Source organism: Bradyrhizobium sp. dw_78 (assembly GCF_018449525.1).
Taxonomy (GTDB): Bacteria; Pseudomonadota; Alphaproteobacteria; order Rhizobiales; family Xanthobacteraceae; genus Bradyrhizobium.
In genome coordinates this window covers 26,270-42,430 of record NZ_JAAVUS010000013.1, presented here as the reverse complement: position 1 = coordinate 42,430, position 16,161 = coordinate 26,270, and the positions used below count along the sequence as shown (strand labels likewise).

Here is a 16,161-nt window from a genome sequence, read left to right as displayed (position 1 = left end):
GTCCCTCCTGGTAGTGACATGTCATTGCACTCGTCTGTGCGAGCGTTGAAAAAGCCCCGTCTCGATGACGAGGTGCGCTTTCTCCGTTCATGGATCGAGAAACCTCTGCATATGGGCGCGGTGATGCCGTCGGGGCGGATGCTTGCCCGCACCATGGCGCAATATGTCGATGTCGACTCCTCAGGACCTGTCGTCGAACTTGGGCCGGGTACCGGCGCGATTACCAACGCGCTGATCGAGCATGGCATCGATCAGAAGCGGCTCGTGCTGGTGGAATATAATCCCGGCTTCTGCGCGCTGCTGCGCGATCGCTACCCGCAGGCCAAGGTCGTGCAGGGCGATGCCTACAAGTTGCGGGACTCGCTGTGGGAGGTGCTAAGCGATCCGGCCTCCGCCGTGGTCTCCGGCCTGCCGCTGGTCACCAAGCCGATGCTGACGCGCCTGAAACTGATCCGCGAAGCCTTTGCGGCGCTGGCGCCGGGCGCACCGTTCGTGCAGTTCACCTATTCGGTGGTGCCGCCGATTCCGAAATCGCTGCCGGGCGTTTCCACGGAAGCGTCCGAACGGGTCTGGATGAACCTTCCCCCCGCGCGGGTCTGGGTGTATCGCAAGCGCTGATACCGCCCGAATTTGTCGCGCGGCGGTTTCCGGTGGATCGTGATCCCTCTTTAGTTTGAGCATGATCTTTCGGAAAACCGGTTCCCACTTTTCCGGATCATGCTCCAACGCGATTTCCAATCATGGCCGCGCTGAAAATCCTCGTGATCCCCGGTTCGCTGCGCACCGGCTCGCTCAATGCGAAACTGGCGGCGGCGATCGCCCATGAAATCGCGCTGGCCGGCGTCGAGGTCACTCGGATTTCGCTCGCGGATTTTCCGCTGCCGATCTATGACGGCGACCTGCAGGCAAAATCCGGCGTGCCGAAGAACGCGGTCAATCTCAAGCGCATGATCGGCGCGCATCAGGGGGTTCTGATCGTGACCCCGGAATACAATTCTTCGGTCCCGCCCTTGGTCAAGAACATGATCGACTGGGTGACGCGCGTACAGGATCTCCACGAAACCCGGGGCCAGGTGTTTCGCGAACGCGCCTTTGCGATCGCGGCGGCTTCCGAAAGCCGCCTCGGCGGAACCCGGGCGCTGGCGGCGCTGCGGTTGATTCTCACGGCCTGCCGGGCGACGGTGATTCCGAACCAGCTTGCGCTGTCCTATGCGAACGAAGCCTATGACGACATGGATCGGCTGAAACAGCCCGCCGACGCCGAAGAGCTAGAGGCGCTGGTGCGGCAGTTGATCGAATTCTCTCAATATTCGATGTGAGGTGACATGCAGCCCGCCAATATCGCCCCTCGCGACCGGTTGATCGTAGCGCTCGACGTGCCCGGCGTGGCCGCGGCGGAAGAGATGATCGCGAGGCTTGGCGACAGCGTCACCTTCTACAAGATCGGTTACCAGCTCGCCTATGCCGGCGGCCTGCCGCTGGTCGGCCGGCTCGCGGATGCGGGGAAAAAGGTCTTCATCGATCTCAAGTTGCACGACATCGGCAACACCGTGGCGCGCGGGGTCGAGAGCATCGCTTCGCTGGGCGCGACGTTTCTCACCGTGCATGCCTATCCGCAGACCATGAAGGCGGCCGCCGAGGCGCGGGCGGGATCGAATTTGAAGATCCTCGCCGTTACCGTATTGACCTCCTATGACGACGGCGATCTCGAGGCTGCCGGTTATCGCCTTGGCGTATCCGCTCTGGTCGAGACCCGGGCCCGGCAGGCGCAGGCGCTCGGTATCGATGGTCTGGTCTGTTCGCCGGAAGAGGCCGCCCATTTGCGCAACATGATCGGCCGGCAGATGAATCTGGTGACGCCGGGCATTCGGCCTGCGGGATCGGCGACAGGCGACCAGAAACGTATCATGACGCCGGCCCGCGCCATCGCCGCCGGCGCCGATTATCTTGTGGTCGGCAGGCCGGTGATGGAGGCCGCCGATCCGAAGGGCGCGGCGGAGGCCATCCAGGCGGAGATCGCGCAAGCGCTGGGTTAAACAAGCAACGAGGGAGAAAAACGGATGGCGAAGGGATATTGGATCGGTCGCGTCGATGTTCACAACGAGGAAGGCTACAAGCCCTATGCGCTGGCCAACGCGGCCATCTTCAAGAAATTCGGGGGGCGGTTTGTCGTGCGTGGCGGCAAGTTCACCGCAGTCGAGGGCGAAAGCCGCTCGCGCAACGTCGTGATCGAATTTCCCGACTACGAGACGGCGCTGGCCTGCTACCGCTCGCCGGAATACCAGGACAACATCAAGGTACGGCAGCCGCATTCGGTCGCCGAGATCATCGTCATCGAAGGTTACGACGGGCCGCAGCCCTGAACCCGAACGCCTGATCCAGTCTCGGTCGGTTGCCGGAACTGCCTGCGACCGCTATACGGCGAAGAGAGGGAGAGCCATGGCGGATATGCGCTTGATCGTTGCGGGGGCCGGCGGCCGGATGGGCCGGGCGCTGACGCGCGTCATTGCGGAGACGTCGGGCGCGGCGCTGGCCGGCGCGCTGGAGGCGCCCGGTTCCGAACTGCTGGGCCAGGACGCCGGTGTGCTGGCGGGCCTGCCCGCCAATGGCGTCGCATTGTCCGCCGACCTGTGGTCGCTCTCGGCCAATGCCGACGGCATTCTGGATTTCACGGTGCCGGGCGCCACCATCGCCAATGTCGCCATTGCCGCCCAGCGCGGGCTGGTTCACGTCATCGGCACCACCGGCCTGTCGGCGTCGGACGATGCCGTGATCAGGAGCGTCACCTCGCGCGCTATCGTGGTCAAGTCGGGCAATATGAGCCTCGGCGTCAATCTGCTGGCGGCGCTGGTGAAGCGCGTGGCGCAATCGCTGGACCAAAATTTCGACATCGAAATTCTGGAGATGCATCACAAGTCCAAGATCGATGCTCCATCGGGCACGGCGTTGATGCTCGGCGAAGCCGCCGCCGCGGGCCGCGGAATCGAACTGGACAAACATTCGGCGCGCGGCCGCGATGGCGTTACCGGCGCGCGGCGGGCCGGCGATATCGGTTTTGCCTCGTTGCGCGGCGGCACGGTGGTCGGCGATCACAGTGTGATCTTCGCCGGTCCCCATGAGCGCATCACGCTGTCGCATCATGCCGAGGACCGTATGTTGTTTGCGCACGGCGCGCTGAAAGCAGCGTTATGGGCGCATGGCAAGCAGCCCGGCTTCTATACGATGGCCGACGTGCTCGGCCTCGGCGACACCTGAATTCAGTTCGAAAGTACAACGGAAACCAGAGCAATGAGCGATCGTCTTCTTGTGCTCGTGCGCCACGGCGAGAGCGAATGGAACCTGAAGAATCTCTTCACCGGCTGGAAAGACCCTGATCTCACCGAGAAGGGTGTCGCGGAGGCCAAGGAAGCCGGCCGCAAGCTGAAGGCGCAGGGACTGTCGTTCGATGTCGCCTTCACCTCGATGCTGACGCGGGCCCAGCACACGCTCGATCTCATGCTGGCTGAAATCGGCCAGACCGGGCTTCCGGTCAGCAAGAACCTCGCGCTCAACGAACGTGACTACGGCGATCTATCCGGCCTGAACAAGGACGACGCCCGCAAGAAATGGGGCGAGGAACAGGTCCTGATCTGGCGGCGCTCCTACGACGTGCCGCCGCCCGGCGGCGAAAGCCTCAAGGACACGCTGGCGCGCACGCTGCCTTATTATGTCCAGGAGATTTTGCCCGGCGTGCTGCGCGGCGAGCGTACGCTGGTGGCGGCGCACGGCAATTCGCTGCGCGCGCTGATCATGGTGCTGGAGAAGCTGTCGCCGGAAACCATCCTGAAGCGCGAACTCGCCACCGGCGTGCCGATCATCTACCGGCTCAATGCCGATGCGACGGTCGCCTCGAAGCTCGATCTCGCGGCCTGAAACCTCGTCGCCGGGATTTTAGGGGAGCCCCACCTGCCCGGCTTCCCAGCCCAGCATCGCCTGCTTGCGAGTGATGCCCCAATGATAGCCGGTCAGCGCGCCGCCCTTGCCGAGCGCGCGATGGCAGGGCACCACGAACGACACCGGATTCCGGCCGACCGCAGCGCCCACCGCGCGGGACGCCTTCGGCTTGTCGATCCGGGTCGCGATATCGGAATAGCAGACCGCGCGGCCCATCGGGATTTTCAACAGCGTCTCCCACACCCGGACCTCGAAGTCGGTGCCGATCAGGACCACGCGCAGCGGCTGCTCCGGACGCCACAATTTCGGATCGAAGACCCGCTGCGCCAATGCGGCCGTGCCATCATGGTCCTCGACATAGGCCGCGTTCGGCCAGCGCCGTTTCAGGTCGGCGAATGAAACCTGTTCACCGCCGGGATCGGCGAAGGCAAGCCCCGCCAGTCCGCGGTCGCTTGCGATCACGATCGCGCTGCCGAACGGGGAAACGTGAAATCCATAGCGCAGCGTCATGCCGGCGCCGCCGTTCTTCCATTCGCCCGGCGACATCGCCTCATGGGTGACGAACAAATCGTGCAGCCGCCCCGGACCGGACAGGCCGGAATCGAGCGCGGCATCGAGCACGCTGGCGGAATCGCGCAGCAGGCCCTTGGCGTGATCGAGCGTCAGCGCCTGCATGAAGGCCTTTGGGGTCAGCCCGGCCCAGCGCCGAAACAGATGGTGCAGTTCGTCGGGCGTCACGCCGGCCGCTTCCGCCATCGCCTCGATGGCCGGCTGCGCGCGCCAGCGTTCGGAGATGAAGGCGATCGCCCGCCGCACCGAATCATAGTCGCGGAGCGCGGCGTTCTGCGGGCCGGGCTTGGCGAGCCGATTTTCATTGATGGCGAGGGTCATCATCACCGTGGATGTAGGTCAGGCAGGGCTCCCAAACCACCCGATTCCTGACCGCGTTCAAGTGATCGGATTATAGGTCGGACCGCGTTTGGCGGCCTGCAACGCCGCCAATAACGCCTTGGCAAAGCTTGCTTTTTCATCGGGCCCCAGGAAATTGGCGATAGAGACCCGGCGGCCCCGCGAGACCAGATAAAGCCGCTCGATACCGAACTCGGCATGGATCTCCTGATCGAGCTGTACCCATACCGGATTGAGCACCCACTCGACCACGTGACCGCGGTGGCTGACCCGCCTTACCCGCAATTCGGAGGGCGTCACCGAAATCTCCTCGGTCGCCCTGGCGCGCCGGAAATTGATCTTGAACGCCCAGTAGATCAGGAGCACGTCCAGTCCGAAAAAGCCGAACACCGGCCAGGCGCCCATCAGCCAGAATGCAAAGCCTGCGACAAAGCTGATCGCGCTGAGAAACGTCATCAGCAGGATAAAGCCGGTGCGGTTCAGCGAACGGTGCGGCGTCAGCAGCGCGGAAAACAATTCGGGCTCGCGCGGCGCCGGATCAAAGTCATTGCCTGCGGTCATCGCAGCTCAGTATACCCGGATCATGGCCAAAATCATCCGCAAGGCGCCCGCCAAATCCAGCCGCCAAGCCGCCCAACGCGACGGCAAGTCCCCCGTTCGATCGGGCAAGAAACCGGAAGCCAAATCAGCCTTCGCCAAATCGCCGCAAAAGACCAAGGCCAAATCACCGCCCGCGGGCGTAGCGAAAAAATCGCCGAAGGCTTCAGCCGGGTCCACCACCAGGCCCGTCAAGCCCTGGACACCCGCCGAGGTCTACGAGGCGTTCAGCCGCTTTCGCAAGGCCAATCCCGAGCCGAAGGGCGAACTTGAGCATCTCAATCCCTATACACTCCTGGTCGCCGTCGTGCTGTCGGCGCAGGCGACCGATGCCGGCGTCAACAAGGCGACGCGCGCCCTGTTTGCCGTCGCCGATACGCCGCAAAAGATGATCGAGCTCGGCGAGGACAGGCTGCGCGACTACATCAGGACCATCGGCCTTTACCGCACCAAGGCCAGGAACGTCATCGCGCTATCGCGAAAGCTGATCACCGATTTCGGCGGCGAGGTGCCGCGCACCCGCGCCGAGATCGAATCGCTGCCCGGCGCCGGGCGCAAGACCGCCAACGTCGTGCTCAACATGGCGTTCGGGGAACGCACGATGGCGGTCGACACCCATGTATTCCGCGTCGGCAACCGCACCGGCCTCGCACCCGGCAAGACGCCGCTCGAAGTCGAGCTCGGGCTTGAGCGCGTGATCCCGTCCGAGTTCATGCTGCATGCCCATCACTGGCTGATCCTGCACGGCCGCTATACCTGCCTCGCGCGAGCACCGCGCTGCGAGGTCTGCCTGATCAACGATCTTTGCCGCTGGCCGGAAAAAACAGTGTAGGTGCGGACCCGCGCCCGCTCGCTCCGGCGATCATCCCGCCTTCTGTAAGAATCTTCGGATGATCGCCGTGCTTGTGTGCGATTGAGGCCGGGCATACGCTCTCCCATCAAGGTCCGGATCAAGGACCAATCGGGAGAGACGCCGTGCGATTGCAATCCGCTGTGGTTGCGGCCGTGGAAGCCGCTTGCCTTCTTCTGTCCTTCGGATCCGAAGCTCGGGCGCAGATTTCCGACGATGTCGTCAGGATCGGCGTGCTCAACGACCAGTCCGGCCTCTATGCCGATCTCGGCGGCCCGGGCACCGTTACCGCGGCGCGCATGGCGGCGGAGGATGCCGGCGGCAGCGTGCTCGGCAAGCCCGTCGACATCATCTTCGCCGATCATCAGAACAAGGCCGATATCGGGGCAGCGATCGCGCGGCAATGGTTCGAGGCCGGCAAGGTAGACATGGCGATCGGATTCGACAATTCGTCGGTGGCGCTCGCAGTCGAGCAGCTCGCTGCCGAACATGACCGGATCGCGATTGCGGGCGCGGTCGGCAGCACGGCCTTTACCGGCAAGTCCTGCACGCCGACCGAAGCATCCTGGATCTATGACAGCTACGCGCTCACCACGAGCCTTGCCAAGGCGATCGTCGCGCAAGGCCTCGACACCTGGTTCTTCATCACGGTCGACTATACGTTCGGACATTCGCTCGAGGCCGATGCGACCAGCGCGGTGCAGGCGGCCGGCGGCAAGGTGCTCGGCAGCGTGCGACATCCGCTCAACACCGCGGATTTCAGCTCCTATCTGCTGCAGGCCCAGGCGTCGGGCGCGAAAGTCGTGGCCTTCGCCAATGGCGGCGGCGACATGGTCAATGCCATCAAGCAGGCGAACGAATTCGGCTTGACCAAAAACCAGACGATGGTGACGTTGCTGGTGTTCCTGTCGGATGTTCACGCCATGCAGCTTGAGGCTGCGCAGGGACTGAAATTCGTCACCGGCTTCTATTGGGATCGCAACGACGAGACCCGTGCCTGGTCAAAACGCTTTTTCGAGCGACAGGGAAAAATGCCGACCATGGTGCAGGCCAGCGCCTATTCGGCGATCCGTCACTACCTGGCCGCCGTCACGTCGGCGGGCACCGATGAGGCCAAGACAGTGATGGCGAAGATGCGGGAAATGCCGGTCAATGATTTCTACGTCAGGAACGGACGCCTGCGCGAAGACGGCCGCCTGGTGCATGACATGTATTTGGCCCAGGTGAAGACGCCGCCGGAATCCGCCGCGCCGTGGGATTATTACAGGATCCTGGCAACGATTCCCGGCGATCAGGCGTTCCGCCCGCTGGACAAAGGCGGTTGCCCGCTGGCAGCGCAGCACTGATCGCGGAATGGTGCTGGTGAAGCGGCGCTATGCTGCCGGCAGGCCGGTCTTGCGTGCCGGCTCGATCAGTTCCGGCCGCGAGCCGGAGAGTCGCTTATGCATGTGAACCATGAACGCCATGCCGAACAGCGGCGTGGCCAGGTTGACGATCGGGATCGACACGAACGCCGCGATCACCAGTCCGGCGGTGAAGATGATCCCGGCATTTTGCCGCCGCATCGCCTTGGCTTCCTCAGGCGAGCGGAATCGCATGGCGGCGAGTTCGAAATATTCCCGGCCGAGCAGCCATGCGGTCGCGATGAAGAATACGATGACGCCGGCCCCCGCAATGAACACGAATGGCAGTGCGATCAGATAGACCAGGATCGTCAGCAGCGCGGCCTTGATGCCTTCGATCATGGCGACGCTGAACGGCAGCGCCGTTCCCGGCCGCTCGGCCGGATAGTGTTCGCGCTCGACATGATCGGCGACCTCGTCGACGAAGATGCTTGCCACCAGCGAGGTGATCGCCGGCATCAGGAACACCGCCCCGAATACGATACCGAGGCCGGCGGCAATCGAGACGATCCATGAAACGATATTGAGCGGGGTGTGGGAGCCCGGGCCCAGCATCGCCTCCGCCCAGCCTTCGCCCGATGTCGCGAACCAGCTCAACAGCCGCTGCAGCCCGATCGCCAGCACCACGATCAAGGTTAGCGCCAGCCCGATCGATCGCCACAGGATCGAACGCATCGGCGGCGACAGGATTTGCGAGAGCGCCCTGGCGGCAGCATCTATCATCGTCGTCGGTTCCTCCGGAACGGTCCTCGCAGAGGTAGAGATACAAGCCGGTTTCGGCAAGGCCGGGTGGCGGGAACGATCACGGGCCGTTCCTTCGACGCCCGCCGCCTCAGGCGGCTCCGAGTGCTATTTCTTCCGGCAGCGTGATCCGCACGATGAGGCCACGCGGCGCGCGATCGACGAGGGCGATATCGCCGCCATGTCTTTTGACGATATCGCTGGCGATTGAAAGTCCGAGGCCGAAGCCGCCATCGCTGCGCGCATGGTCCGCCTTGAAGAAGGGCTCGAATACCCGGTCGCGCAATGGCTCGGGAATCCCTGGTCCGTCGTCGGAGATTTCGATTTCGGCCGATCCTTTCTGGTCGATGCCGATTCCCGCGATGACGGTGTGGCCGTGCTTCAGGCCATTCTCGACGATGTTGGTGAGCGCGCGCGTCAGGGCCTTCGGCTGGCAGACCCAGGTCAGCCGGGCCGGTCCCCGATAGGAGACGGAATGTCCGATATCCGCGAAGTCGGAGCAAATCGTCTGCAGCAGGCTCGGCAGGTCTACCTTGGACATCGTTTCGGCCTTTGCGTCATCGCGCAGATAGTCCAGCGTCTCGTCCAGCATGCGGCTGATCTGGGCGATGTCGCCGAGCATCGCGCCACTCAGGCCGGCGTCGCCAACGCGCTCGGCACGCAGCCTCAGGCGGGTGAGCGGCGTCCTCAGATCGTGGCTGATCGCCGCAAGCATGCGGCCACGATCGTCGAGCAGCGCACGGATGCGCGTCCGCATCCCGTTGATGGCATCCGCCACCTGCCTGATTTCGCGCGGGCCCTTGAGACTGACGTCCTGATCGTCCTGCGGCAAGCGGCCGAATGAATGCGCCGCCTTGGCGACGGCGGCTAGCGGTGCGATGATCCAACGGATCGCGTATATCGAAAGCAGCAGCGCGAAGATCATGATGATCGCCAACACGAGGGTGGTCGGTGTCAACAGGTGACGCCACAGACTGATTCCCTCCGTCGGTTCGAACACGAGAGCCTGCCGTTCATCGAGCCTCACGATGAGCTGATATCGTGAACCGGAAGGCGTTCGAAGCCTGTTTAGGACTTCGATCCCCGGCTCCGCATTCAATCTTCGGATCACGAGCGAGGATGACACCGGCATGCCGACGCGGCCCGGCAAGGGCGCGAGACTGGATATTGCGACGCGGCTGACCTCAAAGCCGATATTGCGTGCGTTTGCGATAACGGTGTCTGCTTCATCGGGAGTCGCTGCCGCGCGAACGAGCCTGGTGATGTCGGAAATGCGAAACGCTGCGGAGCTTGAGCTTCGTCCGGGAAAGGTCACATCGAAAAAGAAAACGACGACGGCCAAGGTGAATATCATGCCGAGTATCACCGAGACGGCGACGATACCCGTGACCTGCCCGGTCAGGCTACGCGGGATCAGGCGTTTCAACGCTTTCGTCACGCCTGCACCACATCGGGCGTAAAGACATATCCTCCCAGACGGACGGTCTTGATAATGGACGGATCACGTGGATCAGCCTCGATCTTCTGTCGGATGCGGCTGATATGGACGTCGATGCTTCGTTCGACGGGACCGGCCAAACGCCCGTGGGTCAGTTCGATCAACTGCTCTCGCGTCAGGATTTGTCCCGGGTTGCGGCAGAAGACAAGCAGCAGATCGAATTCGACGCTGGTCAGGGCAATCCTGATGCCATCGGGATCGTGAAGTTCGCGCGGCGTGGGATCAATCTGCCATCCGGCAAAGCAAAGTTTCCGCTCGCGCAGTCGCGTCAGTCCCGGCGCAGTTTCAGTGCGACGCAGGACGGTGCGTATCCGGGCGACAAGCTCGCGTGAATTGAAGGGTTTTGTAACATAGTCATCGGCGCCCATCTCCAGGCCGACAATGCGGTCGATGTCCTCGCCCCGCGCTGTGACCATCACGATCGGAATCGATGAATGCGCCCGGAGCCGGCGGCAGATGCTGAAACCATCCTCGTCCGGCAGCATGAGGTCAAGCAGAACGAAGTCGATGCGGTGCTGGTCTAGCACCGCATCCATCTCTTTTGCCGAGCCGACAAAGAACGGCTCAAATCCGCTCTCCTTGAGCACCTCGGTCAACATGCGGGCAATCTCTGCATCGTCTTCGACGCACAGGATGCGCGCTTTTGCGCGCAGCGGAACAAGAGGCAGAAGACCCATGGATTCCGTTAAGCCGAGCATTTGGCGAATTTAAAGGCAAATGGCGTTCGAGATCATAGCCGTAAATGTAAAGTTTTATTAAGGCCGCGCCCCGCCATTGCGCTGCCGGGCAAGGACGGTCATGACGTTGTTCATCGAAAAAATTGCGTGACCGGAACAGACAAGTTGGTAAAACCATCGCTGCCAAAGCTGCTGTTTTTTACCGCGCAACTGACAGCGGCGGTGGCGCTGTCAGGTTGCGCGAGCGCGCCGATGACCCGGACGGGGTCGCTCACTTCCTACGATAATATGGAGTCCTCGAACGGCGCGTTGACCAAGTCGCTTATCCGTGTCGACCATGATTATGTTCTTGCGGCAAGATCGGTGAGGATTATACCGACGGCGTTTCCGGAGGCTGTGTCGTCTCCGATTCCCGCGAAAGAGCGTGTACTGGTAGCGAATGCGGTTGACCGGTCGTTGTGCGCCAGTCTGAGCGACCGGTTCGAAGTGGTGGGCAGCGGCGAGCCGGCCGATCTGACGGTTCACGCCGTCATCACGGATGCCGCAGCTACGAACGAAGTGGCGGCAGGCGCATCGAAAGTTATTTCAATCGTGCCCGCGGCTCTCAGCCTTGGCGCGCCTGTTCCGGTGCCGCGCCTTCCGATCGGATTGGGAAGTCTTTCCCTCGAGGCGGAAGCCCTTGACAGGGCCGGCCACCAGCAAGCCGCCATGATCTGGGCGCGCGGCGCCGATTCATTCACGAGTTCTCCAAGGGTTTCGACATCGGGTGATGCCTATGACCTTGCGACGGCGTTTGGCGGTGATTTTAGCCGGTTACTGGTGACCGGTAGCACGCCGTTCGGAAAGATGCCGGCATTGCCATCGTTGCAGAAGATCGGATCGTCGCTCGGCGGAAAGCCGAAATATGCCGCCTGTTCAGCATTCGGAAAGGCGCCAGGCGTGGCCGGCATGGTTGCTGAGCATGTCGGCTTGCCGCCGGAATGGACCGATGACGGCGCGGCGCCGGCTGACAAGCCGTAAGTCCGCCTGGCATCCGGCCAGCTTTCAAGCCGCTGCTTCTTCAACCGAGGTTATTTCTTCTCCAGGAAGCGCCGCTTCCTCGTCAATCCCTTCAGGAACGAGCGGCGGCGGCTGGAGCGGTCCTGGAAACAGGCCGAGATCGCCCGCTACCTCCCGGAGCGGCTTTTGTTTGTCGGCCCAGTGCAGCGCGGTGTAGTCGAAGCCGAGCACGATGGTGGGTTTGACGATTTCGAAATAGGGCGAGATGTCGAAATCGCGCGGCATGTAGAGCGACGAGTCGCGGATGTGGAGGATTTCGCGCCGGGCCTGACGGCTGCCGGCAAGGGTGACCTTGGGCAGGATCGGATAGCGCACCGCATCGAACGCCTGCGCGATCAGCGCCGAGCAGATCATCTTGGTGGGATCGCCGGAGCCGAACGCGATCATTCGCCGCCGCCAGCGTTGCGGGACCGGGAGCGGAACCAGATAGCGCATCAGATCAAGGATGTTCTTGGTGTCGTAGCCGAAGCCGATCCGGTTGATCGCGTAGCGGCAGACCGTGTTGCGGTCCTCGAACGACAGGCCGATCGGGCGGCAGAGCCGGGTGTGATAGGGAAAATATTTCGACAGCGGCGCAGTGGTGACGCCCTCGCCGATATTGGCCTCGATCAGGACATGCGGTTCGCCGTCGGGCTCGGTCGCGCCCTCGATCGGCCCGACGAACAACGCGGAATGCGACCAGGTGGACTGGGTAAGGTATTTGATGATGCCGGAAACCCGGTTGTTGCCTTCGACCAGCAGGACGTCGCCCTGCTCGATAACGCCACGCAGATGTTCGGGGTCGCTTGGCGTAAACGGCTCGTAGCCCGGCAATTCCTTTTGCAGGTACCTTGCGATCCACTTGCCGACGGTATCGAGCACGACGCCCATGAGAGCAGCTTTCCCCCCAGGCGGCCTTGTCCGGCCGCTTTGTCTTTCCTTATCATGGGCGAAAGCTGTTGCAATTTGGTTCATGCCCTTGGCAGATCAATCATGATTGATTCACCATGATGGTTGCTGAGCCCCTTGGGATGCGGCAAGATTCACCAGACGTTCCCGTATTTGCAAGCCTTTCGGAAACCACGACATGACAATGACGCGCCGCGATTTCCTGTCGGCGTCCGTGGCCTTGGCGATGCCACCGGCGCTTGGCGCCCGCGCCTGGGGAGCGCCGCTTCCCCGTGAAGCCGATATCGTCGTGATCGGCGCCGGCGCTGCCGGGATCGCGGCGGCGCGGCGGATTCAGGCCGCCAATCGCAAGGTGATCGTGGTCGAGGCCGCGAGCCAGATCGGCGGCCGCTGCCTCACCGACACCACGACATTCGAGGCGCCGTTCGATCGCGGCGCCCGCTGGTTGCAGAATTCCGACACCAATCCGATGATCAAGCTCGGGCGGAGTGCGGGTCTCGATATCTCGCCGGCGCCGCTGGGCCAGAAAATCCGTATCGGCCGCCGCAACGCGCGGGCCGGTGAAACCGAGGAATTTCTCGCCGCCCTGGTGCGCGCCAACCGCGCCATCGACGACGCTGCGCGCGGCCGGGCCGATATATCCTGCGCCTCGGTTCTGCCGAAAGACCTCGGCGACTGGGCCGGGACGGTGGAGTTCGTGTTGGGGGCCGATTTTGCCGGCAAGGATCTGAAGGACATTTCCGCGATCGACAAGGCCCGCGCCCATGACCACAACGTCGCGATCGCCTGTCGGCAGGGCCTGGGTACGCTGGTTGCAAGACTCGGCGGAGACGTTCCCGTCGCGCTGTCGACGCCGGCGAACCGCGTCAGCTGGAGCGGGCGCGATGTCATGGTCGAAACGCCGGCCGGCAAGATCGCAGCGCGCGCCGCCATCATCACGGTGTCGAGCAATGTACTGGCGGCCGGCAACATCAAATTCACGCCAGATCTTCCCAAGCGCCAGCTCGATGCCGCGGCGAAATTGAGCCTTGGCAGCTACGATCACATTGCGCTGCAACTGTCGGGCAATCCGCTCGGGCTGGCGCGTGACGATGTCATCATCGAGCAGAGCAATTCGACGCGGACGGCGCTGTTGTTCGCCGATATCGGATCGTCGTCGTTATGCGTGATCGATGTTGCCGGCTCGTTCGGCCGCGATCTGTCGGCGCAGGGCGAGGCGGCGATGGTGGCGTTCGCCTCGGAATGGCTGGCAAAACTGTTCGGCAGCGAGACGGCCGCGGCGATCAGGAAGACCAGCGTCACGCGCTGGAACGAAGCGCCGTTCGTGCTCGGTGCGATGTCATCGGCCGCGCCCGGCGGACAGCCGTCGCGCGGGATTTTGAAAGAGCCGGTCGGCAGCCTGTTCTTCGCCGGGGAAGCGACCCATGAGACGCTGTGGGGAACGGTCGATGGCGCCTGGGAAAGCGGCGAGCGCGCTGCGGATGCAGCGCTGCAAAAAATCGGCGGGCCGAAAGATACGTCGTCCGTGCGAGCGCCGCAGGCGCGGACGCCGAAGCCGCGCCGCGCTGCGGCGCCGGCCCGAACCGCAACGCCGTTCTCGCCGATCGATTGATGCCGTGGCCGCATCGCGCGCGATGGCTATCGCGTTTTCGAGCGGGAGCTTGCCCTGCATTTGATCCGATGCCCTCATTCCGGGTCTGGTGCTAACGCACCATCCCGGAATGACAGTGGTTGAGTCGAGGATCACACTGGCAGCTTCAATTCCATCAAATCCCTGGCGACGACGATCCGGCCCTTGAACGTCTTCTTGGCTTCGCTGCTCCAGTCCTCGTCGGTCACATCCAGGTCGCCCGGCACCAGATGGCTGAGCACCAGCACCTTGACGCCCGCGGCGTCGGCGATGCGGCCGGCATCGTCGGCGGCGGTATGGCTGTCCAGCAGATGTTTCTTCAGCGTCGCGCCATTCTTGACCCTGGTGACCAGGCGATCGACCCAGGGGACGTAGAGCGCCTCATGCACCAGCACGTCGGCGCCCTTGGCGAATTCCGCGAGTTTCGGATTGTAGGCGGTATCGCTGGAGAACACGATCACGCCGTCCGGCGTCTCGAATTTGTAGGCGAAATTATCGGTGATCGGCGGGTGCGGCGTGCGGAACGCCGTCACTTTGACGTCCGGCGTTTGCAGCACCACGCCGTCTTCGGTGATGTCCTTTGCGATCAGGAGCGGTCGCGGATCGGGACGGCCTTCGTCTTCGATCCTGGTCTCGACGTCGAATTTGTTCAGCTCCCAATAGGTCCTGGTCATCGCTTCGAGGCCGTTCGGGCCGAAGGAATGGAGCGGCGTCGAAAGGCCGGCTGCCCAGGCGTTGTAGACGAGATTGCCGTATTCGAGATTGTGATCGGAATGGTGATGGCTGATGAAAATATATTTCACCGATTCAAGCGGCACGCCGGCGCTGACAAGCTGATGGCTGACGCCCATGCCGCAATCGATCACGAACGGGGTGTCGTTGACCATCACGAGGTTAGCGGGATTGGAGGGCGTGACGCTGACGCGCGGGCCGCCTTTGGTGCCCAGGAACACGATTTTGGTGCGGGGCTTCGCCGCTGTCTGCGAAAGCGCCGGTCCGGCGACCGCGGTAGCGGCACCGGCGAGGGCGAGCTTCAGGATATCGCGGCGTTCGATCATGATGTCCTCCCGTTGATCTTTCCGTTGGTCGTTTCTTGCGGCGCGTAGCTAACGGTATTCACCGATGGAGCAAAGCCGACTTTCGTCACGCCGGCAACCACGGCGGATCAGCGCAATACGCGGTCGAGTGTGGGCAGGCCGACGATCACCGCGGCGGCGATCAAGACGTAACAGATCGAGCGAAACAGCGCCTCGCTGGCGCGGCCGAATAATTTGGAGCCGAACCAGACACCGACGGCATAGGCCGGACCGACCAGGCATGAGAAGCGAAGCGCGTCCCATGTGATCAACCCGGTGAAAGCGTAGCTGACGACGGAAAAGGAGTCCGAGGCGCCGAAGAACAGCAGGATGTTGGCGCGTGCGATGTTGGAGGCGATCGGCCGGCCGAGCCAGTAGCCGACGATCGGCGGTCCGCCGGTCTGCGCCAGTCCGCTGCCAAAGCCGGACAGGCCGCCGATGACGATGGAAAGCAGGGGGTGATCCTTGCCGCGATAGCGCCAGCCCGACAGCAGCAGAATCAGCAGGGCGACGACAAATCCGGAGATGATCCAGCGCGTCGTCACGGGATCGAGCCGGATCAGGAAATAAGTGCCGATCGGCACGCCGAAGAAGGCGCCGGCGACCATCACGGCGGTTGCTTTGCGATCCGCATGTTTCCAGGCATTGGGCAGAAGCGGCGCGGCGGCGACGAAATCGATCACCAGCAAGAGCGCGGCGACCAGGCGCGGCGCCGCGATGCTGCTGGCCAGCGGCATGAAAATCAGCGCCGAGCCGAAACCGGAAAACCCGCGTGCGACGCCGGACAACAACGCGATCGCGCAGATACCAGCGACGACACTGATGCTGACATCCGCCGGGATCAGGCTGAACGCGCTCATCCCTCGCGGCAAACGCGAAGCGTTTGCGTGGAGATCACAC

The 16,161-nt window shown here is 63.1% G+C and carries 18 protein-coding genes; 10 read left to right on the top strand and 8 right to left on the bottom strand.

Translation table 11 applies throughout. From position 1 onward, the window contains the following. Positions 1–18 precede the first annotated feature (18 nt). The 6 genes from HB630_RS25825 to HB630_RS25800 all read left to right on the top strand — a co-directional run bounded on the left by HB630_RS25825 (position 19) and on the right by HB630_RS25800 (position 3,912). Complete coding sequence (locus tag HB630_RS25825; RefSeq protein WP_213775540.1) at positions 19–618, top strand: methyltransferase domain-containing protein; 600 nt, start codon at positions 19–21, stop codon at positions 616–618. A gap of 122 nt (positions 619–740) precedes the next feature. Continuing rightward, positions 741–1,319: an NAD(P)H-dependent oxidoreductase gene (locus tag HB630_RS25820; protein ID WP_213775539.1), complete on the top strand. Its 579-nt coding sequence runs from the start codon at positions 741–743 to the stop codon at positions 1,317–1,319. Between the two features lie 6 nt (positions 1,320–1,325). Further along, positions 1,326–2,036 (top strand): orotidine-5'-phosphate decarboxylase, encoded by a 711-nt coding sequence (gene pyrF / locus HB630_RS25815; protein ID WP_213775538.1) that lies wholly within the window; start codon positions 1,326–1,328, stop codon positions 2,034–2,036. A gap of 24 nt (positions 2,037–2,060) precedes the next feature. After that, entirely contained in the window at positions 2,061–2,363 is a 303-nt protein-coding gene (locus HB630_RS25810) for a DUF1330 domain-containing protein (protein WP_213775537.1), read from the top strand. 76 nt (positions 2,364–2,439) lie between these two features. Next, a complete protein-coding gene (gene dapB / locus HB630_RS25805) occupies positions 2,440–3,255 on the top strand; it encodes a 4-hydroxy-tetrahydrodipicolinate reductase (RefSeq protein WP_213775536.1) in 816 nt (271 codons plus the stop codon). A 33-nt stretch (positions 3,256–3,288) separates the two neighbouring features. Continuing rightward, positions 3,289–3,912 (top strand): 2,3-bisphosphoglycerate-dependent phosphoglycerate mutase, encoded by a 624-nt coding sequence (locus HB630_RS25800; protein WP_213775535.1) that lies wholly within the window; start codon positions 3,289–3,291, stop codon positions 3,910–3,912. 18 nt (positions 3,913–3,930) lie between these two features. On the opposite strand, the gene HB630_RS25795 is transcribed toward HB630_RS25800, so the two are convergent. Further along, on the bottom strand, positions 3,931–4,827 hold the full coding sequence (locus HB630_RS25795; RefSeq protein WP_213775534.1) for a bifunctional helix-turn-helix domain-containing protein/methylated-DNA--[protein]-cysteine S-methyltransferase: 897 nt from the start codon (positions 4,825–4,827) through the stop codon (positions 3,931–3,933). A gap of 54 nt (positions 4,828–4,881) precedes the next feature. Continuing rightward, entirely contained in the window at positions 4,882–5,403 is a 522-nt protein-coding gene (locus HB630_RS25790) for a DUF2244 domain-containing protein (protein WP_213775533.1), read from the bottom strand. 22 nt (positions 5,404–5,425) lie between these two features. Between HB630_RS25790 and nth the strand changes: the two genes are divergently transcribed. Both nth and HB630_RS25780 read left to right on the top strand, forming a co-directional pair. Further along, positions 5,426–6,271 carry an endonuclease III gene (gene nth / locus HB630_RS25785; RefSeq protein WP_213775532.1) on the top strand — a complete coding sequence of 282 codons (846 nt, stop codon included), beginning with the start codon at positions 5,426–5,428 and terminating at the stop codon, positions 6,269–6,271. Between the two features lie 161 nt (positions 6,272–6,432). Beyond that, entirely contained in the window at positions 6,433–7,635 is a 1,203-nt protein-coding gene (locus HB630_RS25780; RefSeq protein ID WP_213775631.1) for an ABC transporter substrate-binding protein, read from the top strand. 27 nt (positions 7,636–7,662) lie between these two features. On the opposite strand, the gene HB630_RS25775 is transcribed toward HB630_RS25780, so the two are convergent. From HB630_RS25775 to HB630_RS25765, 3 genes are all read right to left on the bottom strand, one after another. Then, entirely contained in the window at positions 7,663–8,415 is a 753-nt protein-coding gene (locus tag HB630_RS25775; RefSeq protein ID WP_213775531.1) for a sulfate transporter family protein, read from the bottom strand. Between the two features lie 109 nt (positions 8,416–8,524). Next, complete coding sequence (locus tag HB630_RS25770) at positions 8,525–9,871, bottom strand: ATP-binding protein (protein WP_346656140.1); 1,347 nt, start codon at positions 9,869–9,871, stop codon at positions 8,525–8,527. Then, a complete protein-coding gene (locus HB630_RS25765) occupies positions 9,868–10,608 on the bottom strand; it encodes a response regulator (RefSeq protein WP_213775530.1) in 741 nt (246 codons plus the stop codon). The genes HB630_RS25770 and HB630_RS25765 overlap by 4 nt, the downstream gene beginning before the upstream one ends. 252 nt (positions 10,609–10,860) lie before the next feature. On the opposite strand from HB630_RS25765, the gene HB630_RS25760 reads away from it, so the two are divergent. Then, positions 10,861–11,628, top strand: coding sequence for a DUF3313 domain-containing protein (locus HB630_RS25760; protein ID WP_213775629.1), 768 nt, complete (start codon positions 10,861–10,863; stop codon positions 11,626–11,628). 24 nt (positions 11,629–11,652) lie between these two features. Here the strand turns inward: HB630_RS25760 and HB630_RS25755 are convergent, their stop codons facing one another. After that, the gene (locus HB630_RS25755) at positions 11,653–12,537 is read right to left on the bottom strand and encodes a YiiX/YebB-like N1pC/P60 family cysteine hydrolase (protein WP_213775529.1); all 885 of its coding nucleotides are present in this window, start codon (positions 12,535–12,537) and stop codon (positions 11,653–11,655) included. Between the two features lie 196 nt (positions 12,538–12,733). On the opposite strand from HB630_RS25755, the gene HB630_RS25750 reads away from it, so the two are divergent. Next, positions 12,734–14,167, top strand: a complete 1,434-nt coding sequence (locus HB630_RS25750) for an FAD-dependent oxidoreductase (protein ID WP_213775528.1) — start codon at positions 12,734–12,736, stop codon at positions 14,165–14,167. 131 nt (positions 14,168–14,298) lie between these two features. On the opposite strand, the gene HB630_RS25745 is transcribed toward HB630_RS25750, so the two are convergent. After that, the gene (locus HB630_RS25745) at positions 14,299–15,243 is read right to left on the bottom strand and encodes an MBL fold metallo-hydrolase (protein WP_213775527.1); all 945 of its coding nucleotides are present in this window, start codon (positions 15,241–15,243) and stop codon (positions 14,299–14,301) included. Positions 15,244–15,350: 107 nt separating this feature from the next. After that, positions 15,351–16,121, bottom strand: a complete 771-nt coding sequence (locus HB630_RS25740) for a sulfite exporter TauE/SafE family protein (RefSeq protein ID WP_213775526.1) — start codon at positions 16,119–16,121, stop codon at positions 15,351–15,353. Positions 16,122–16,161 lie beyond the last annotated feature (40 nt).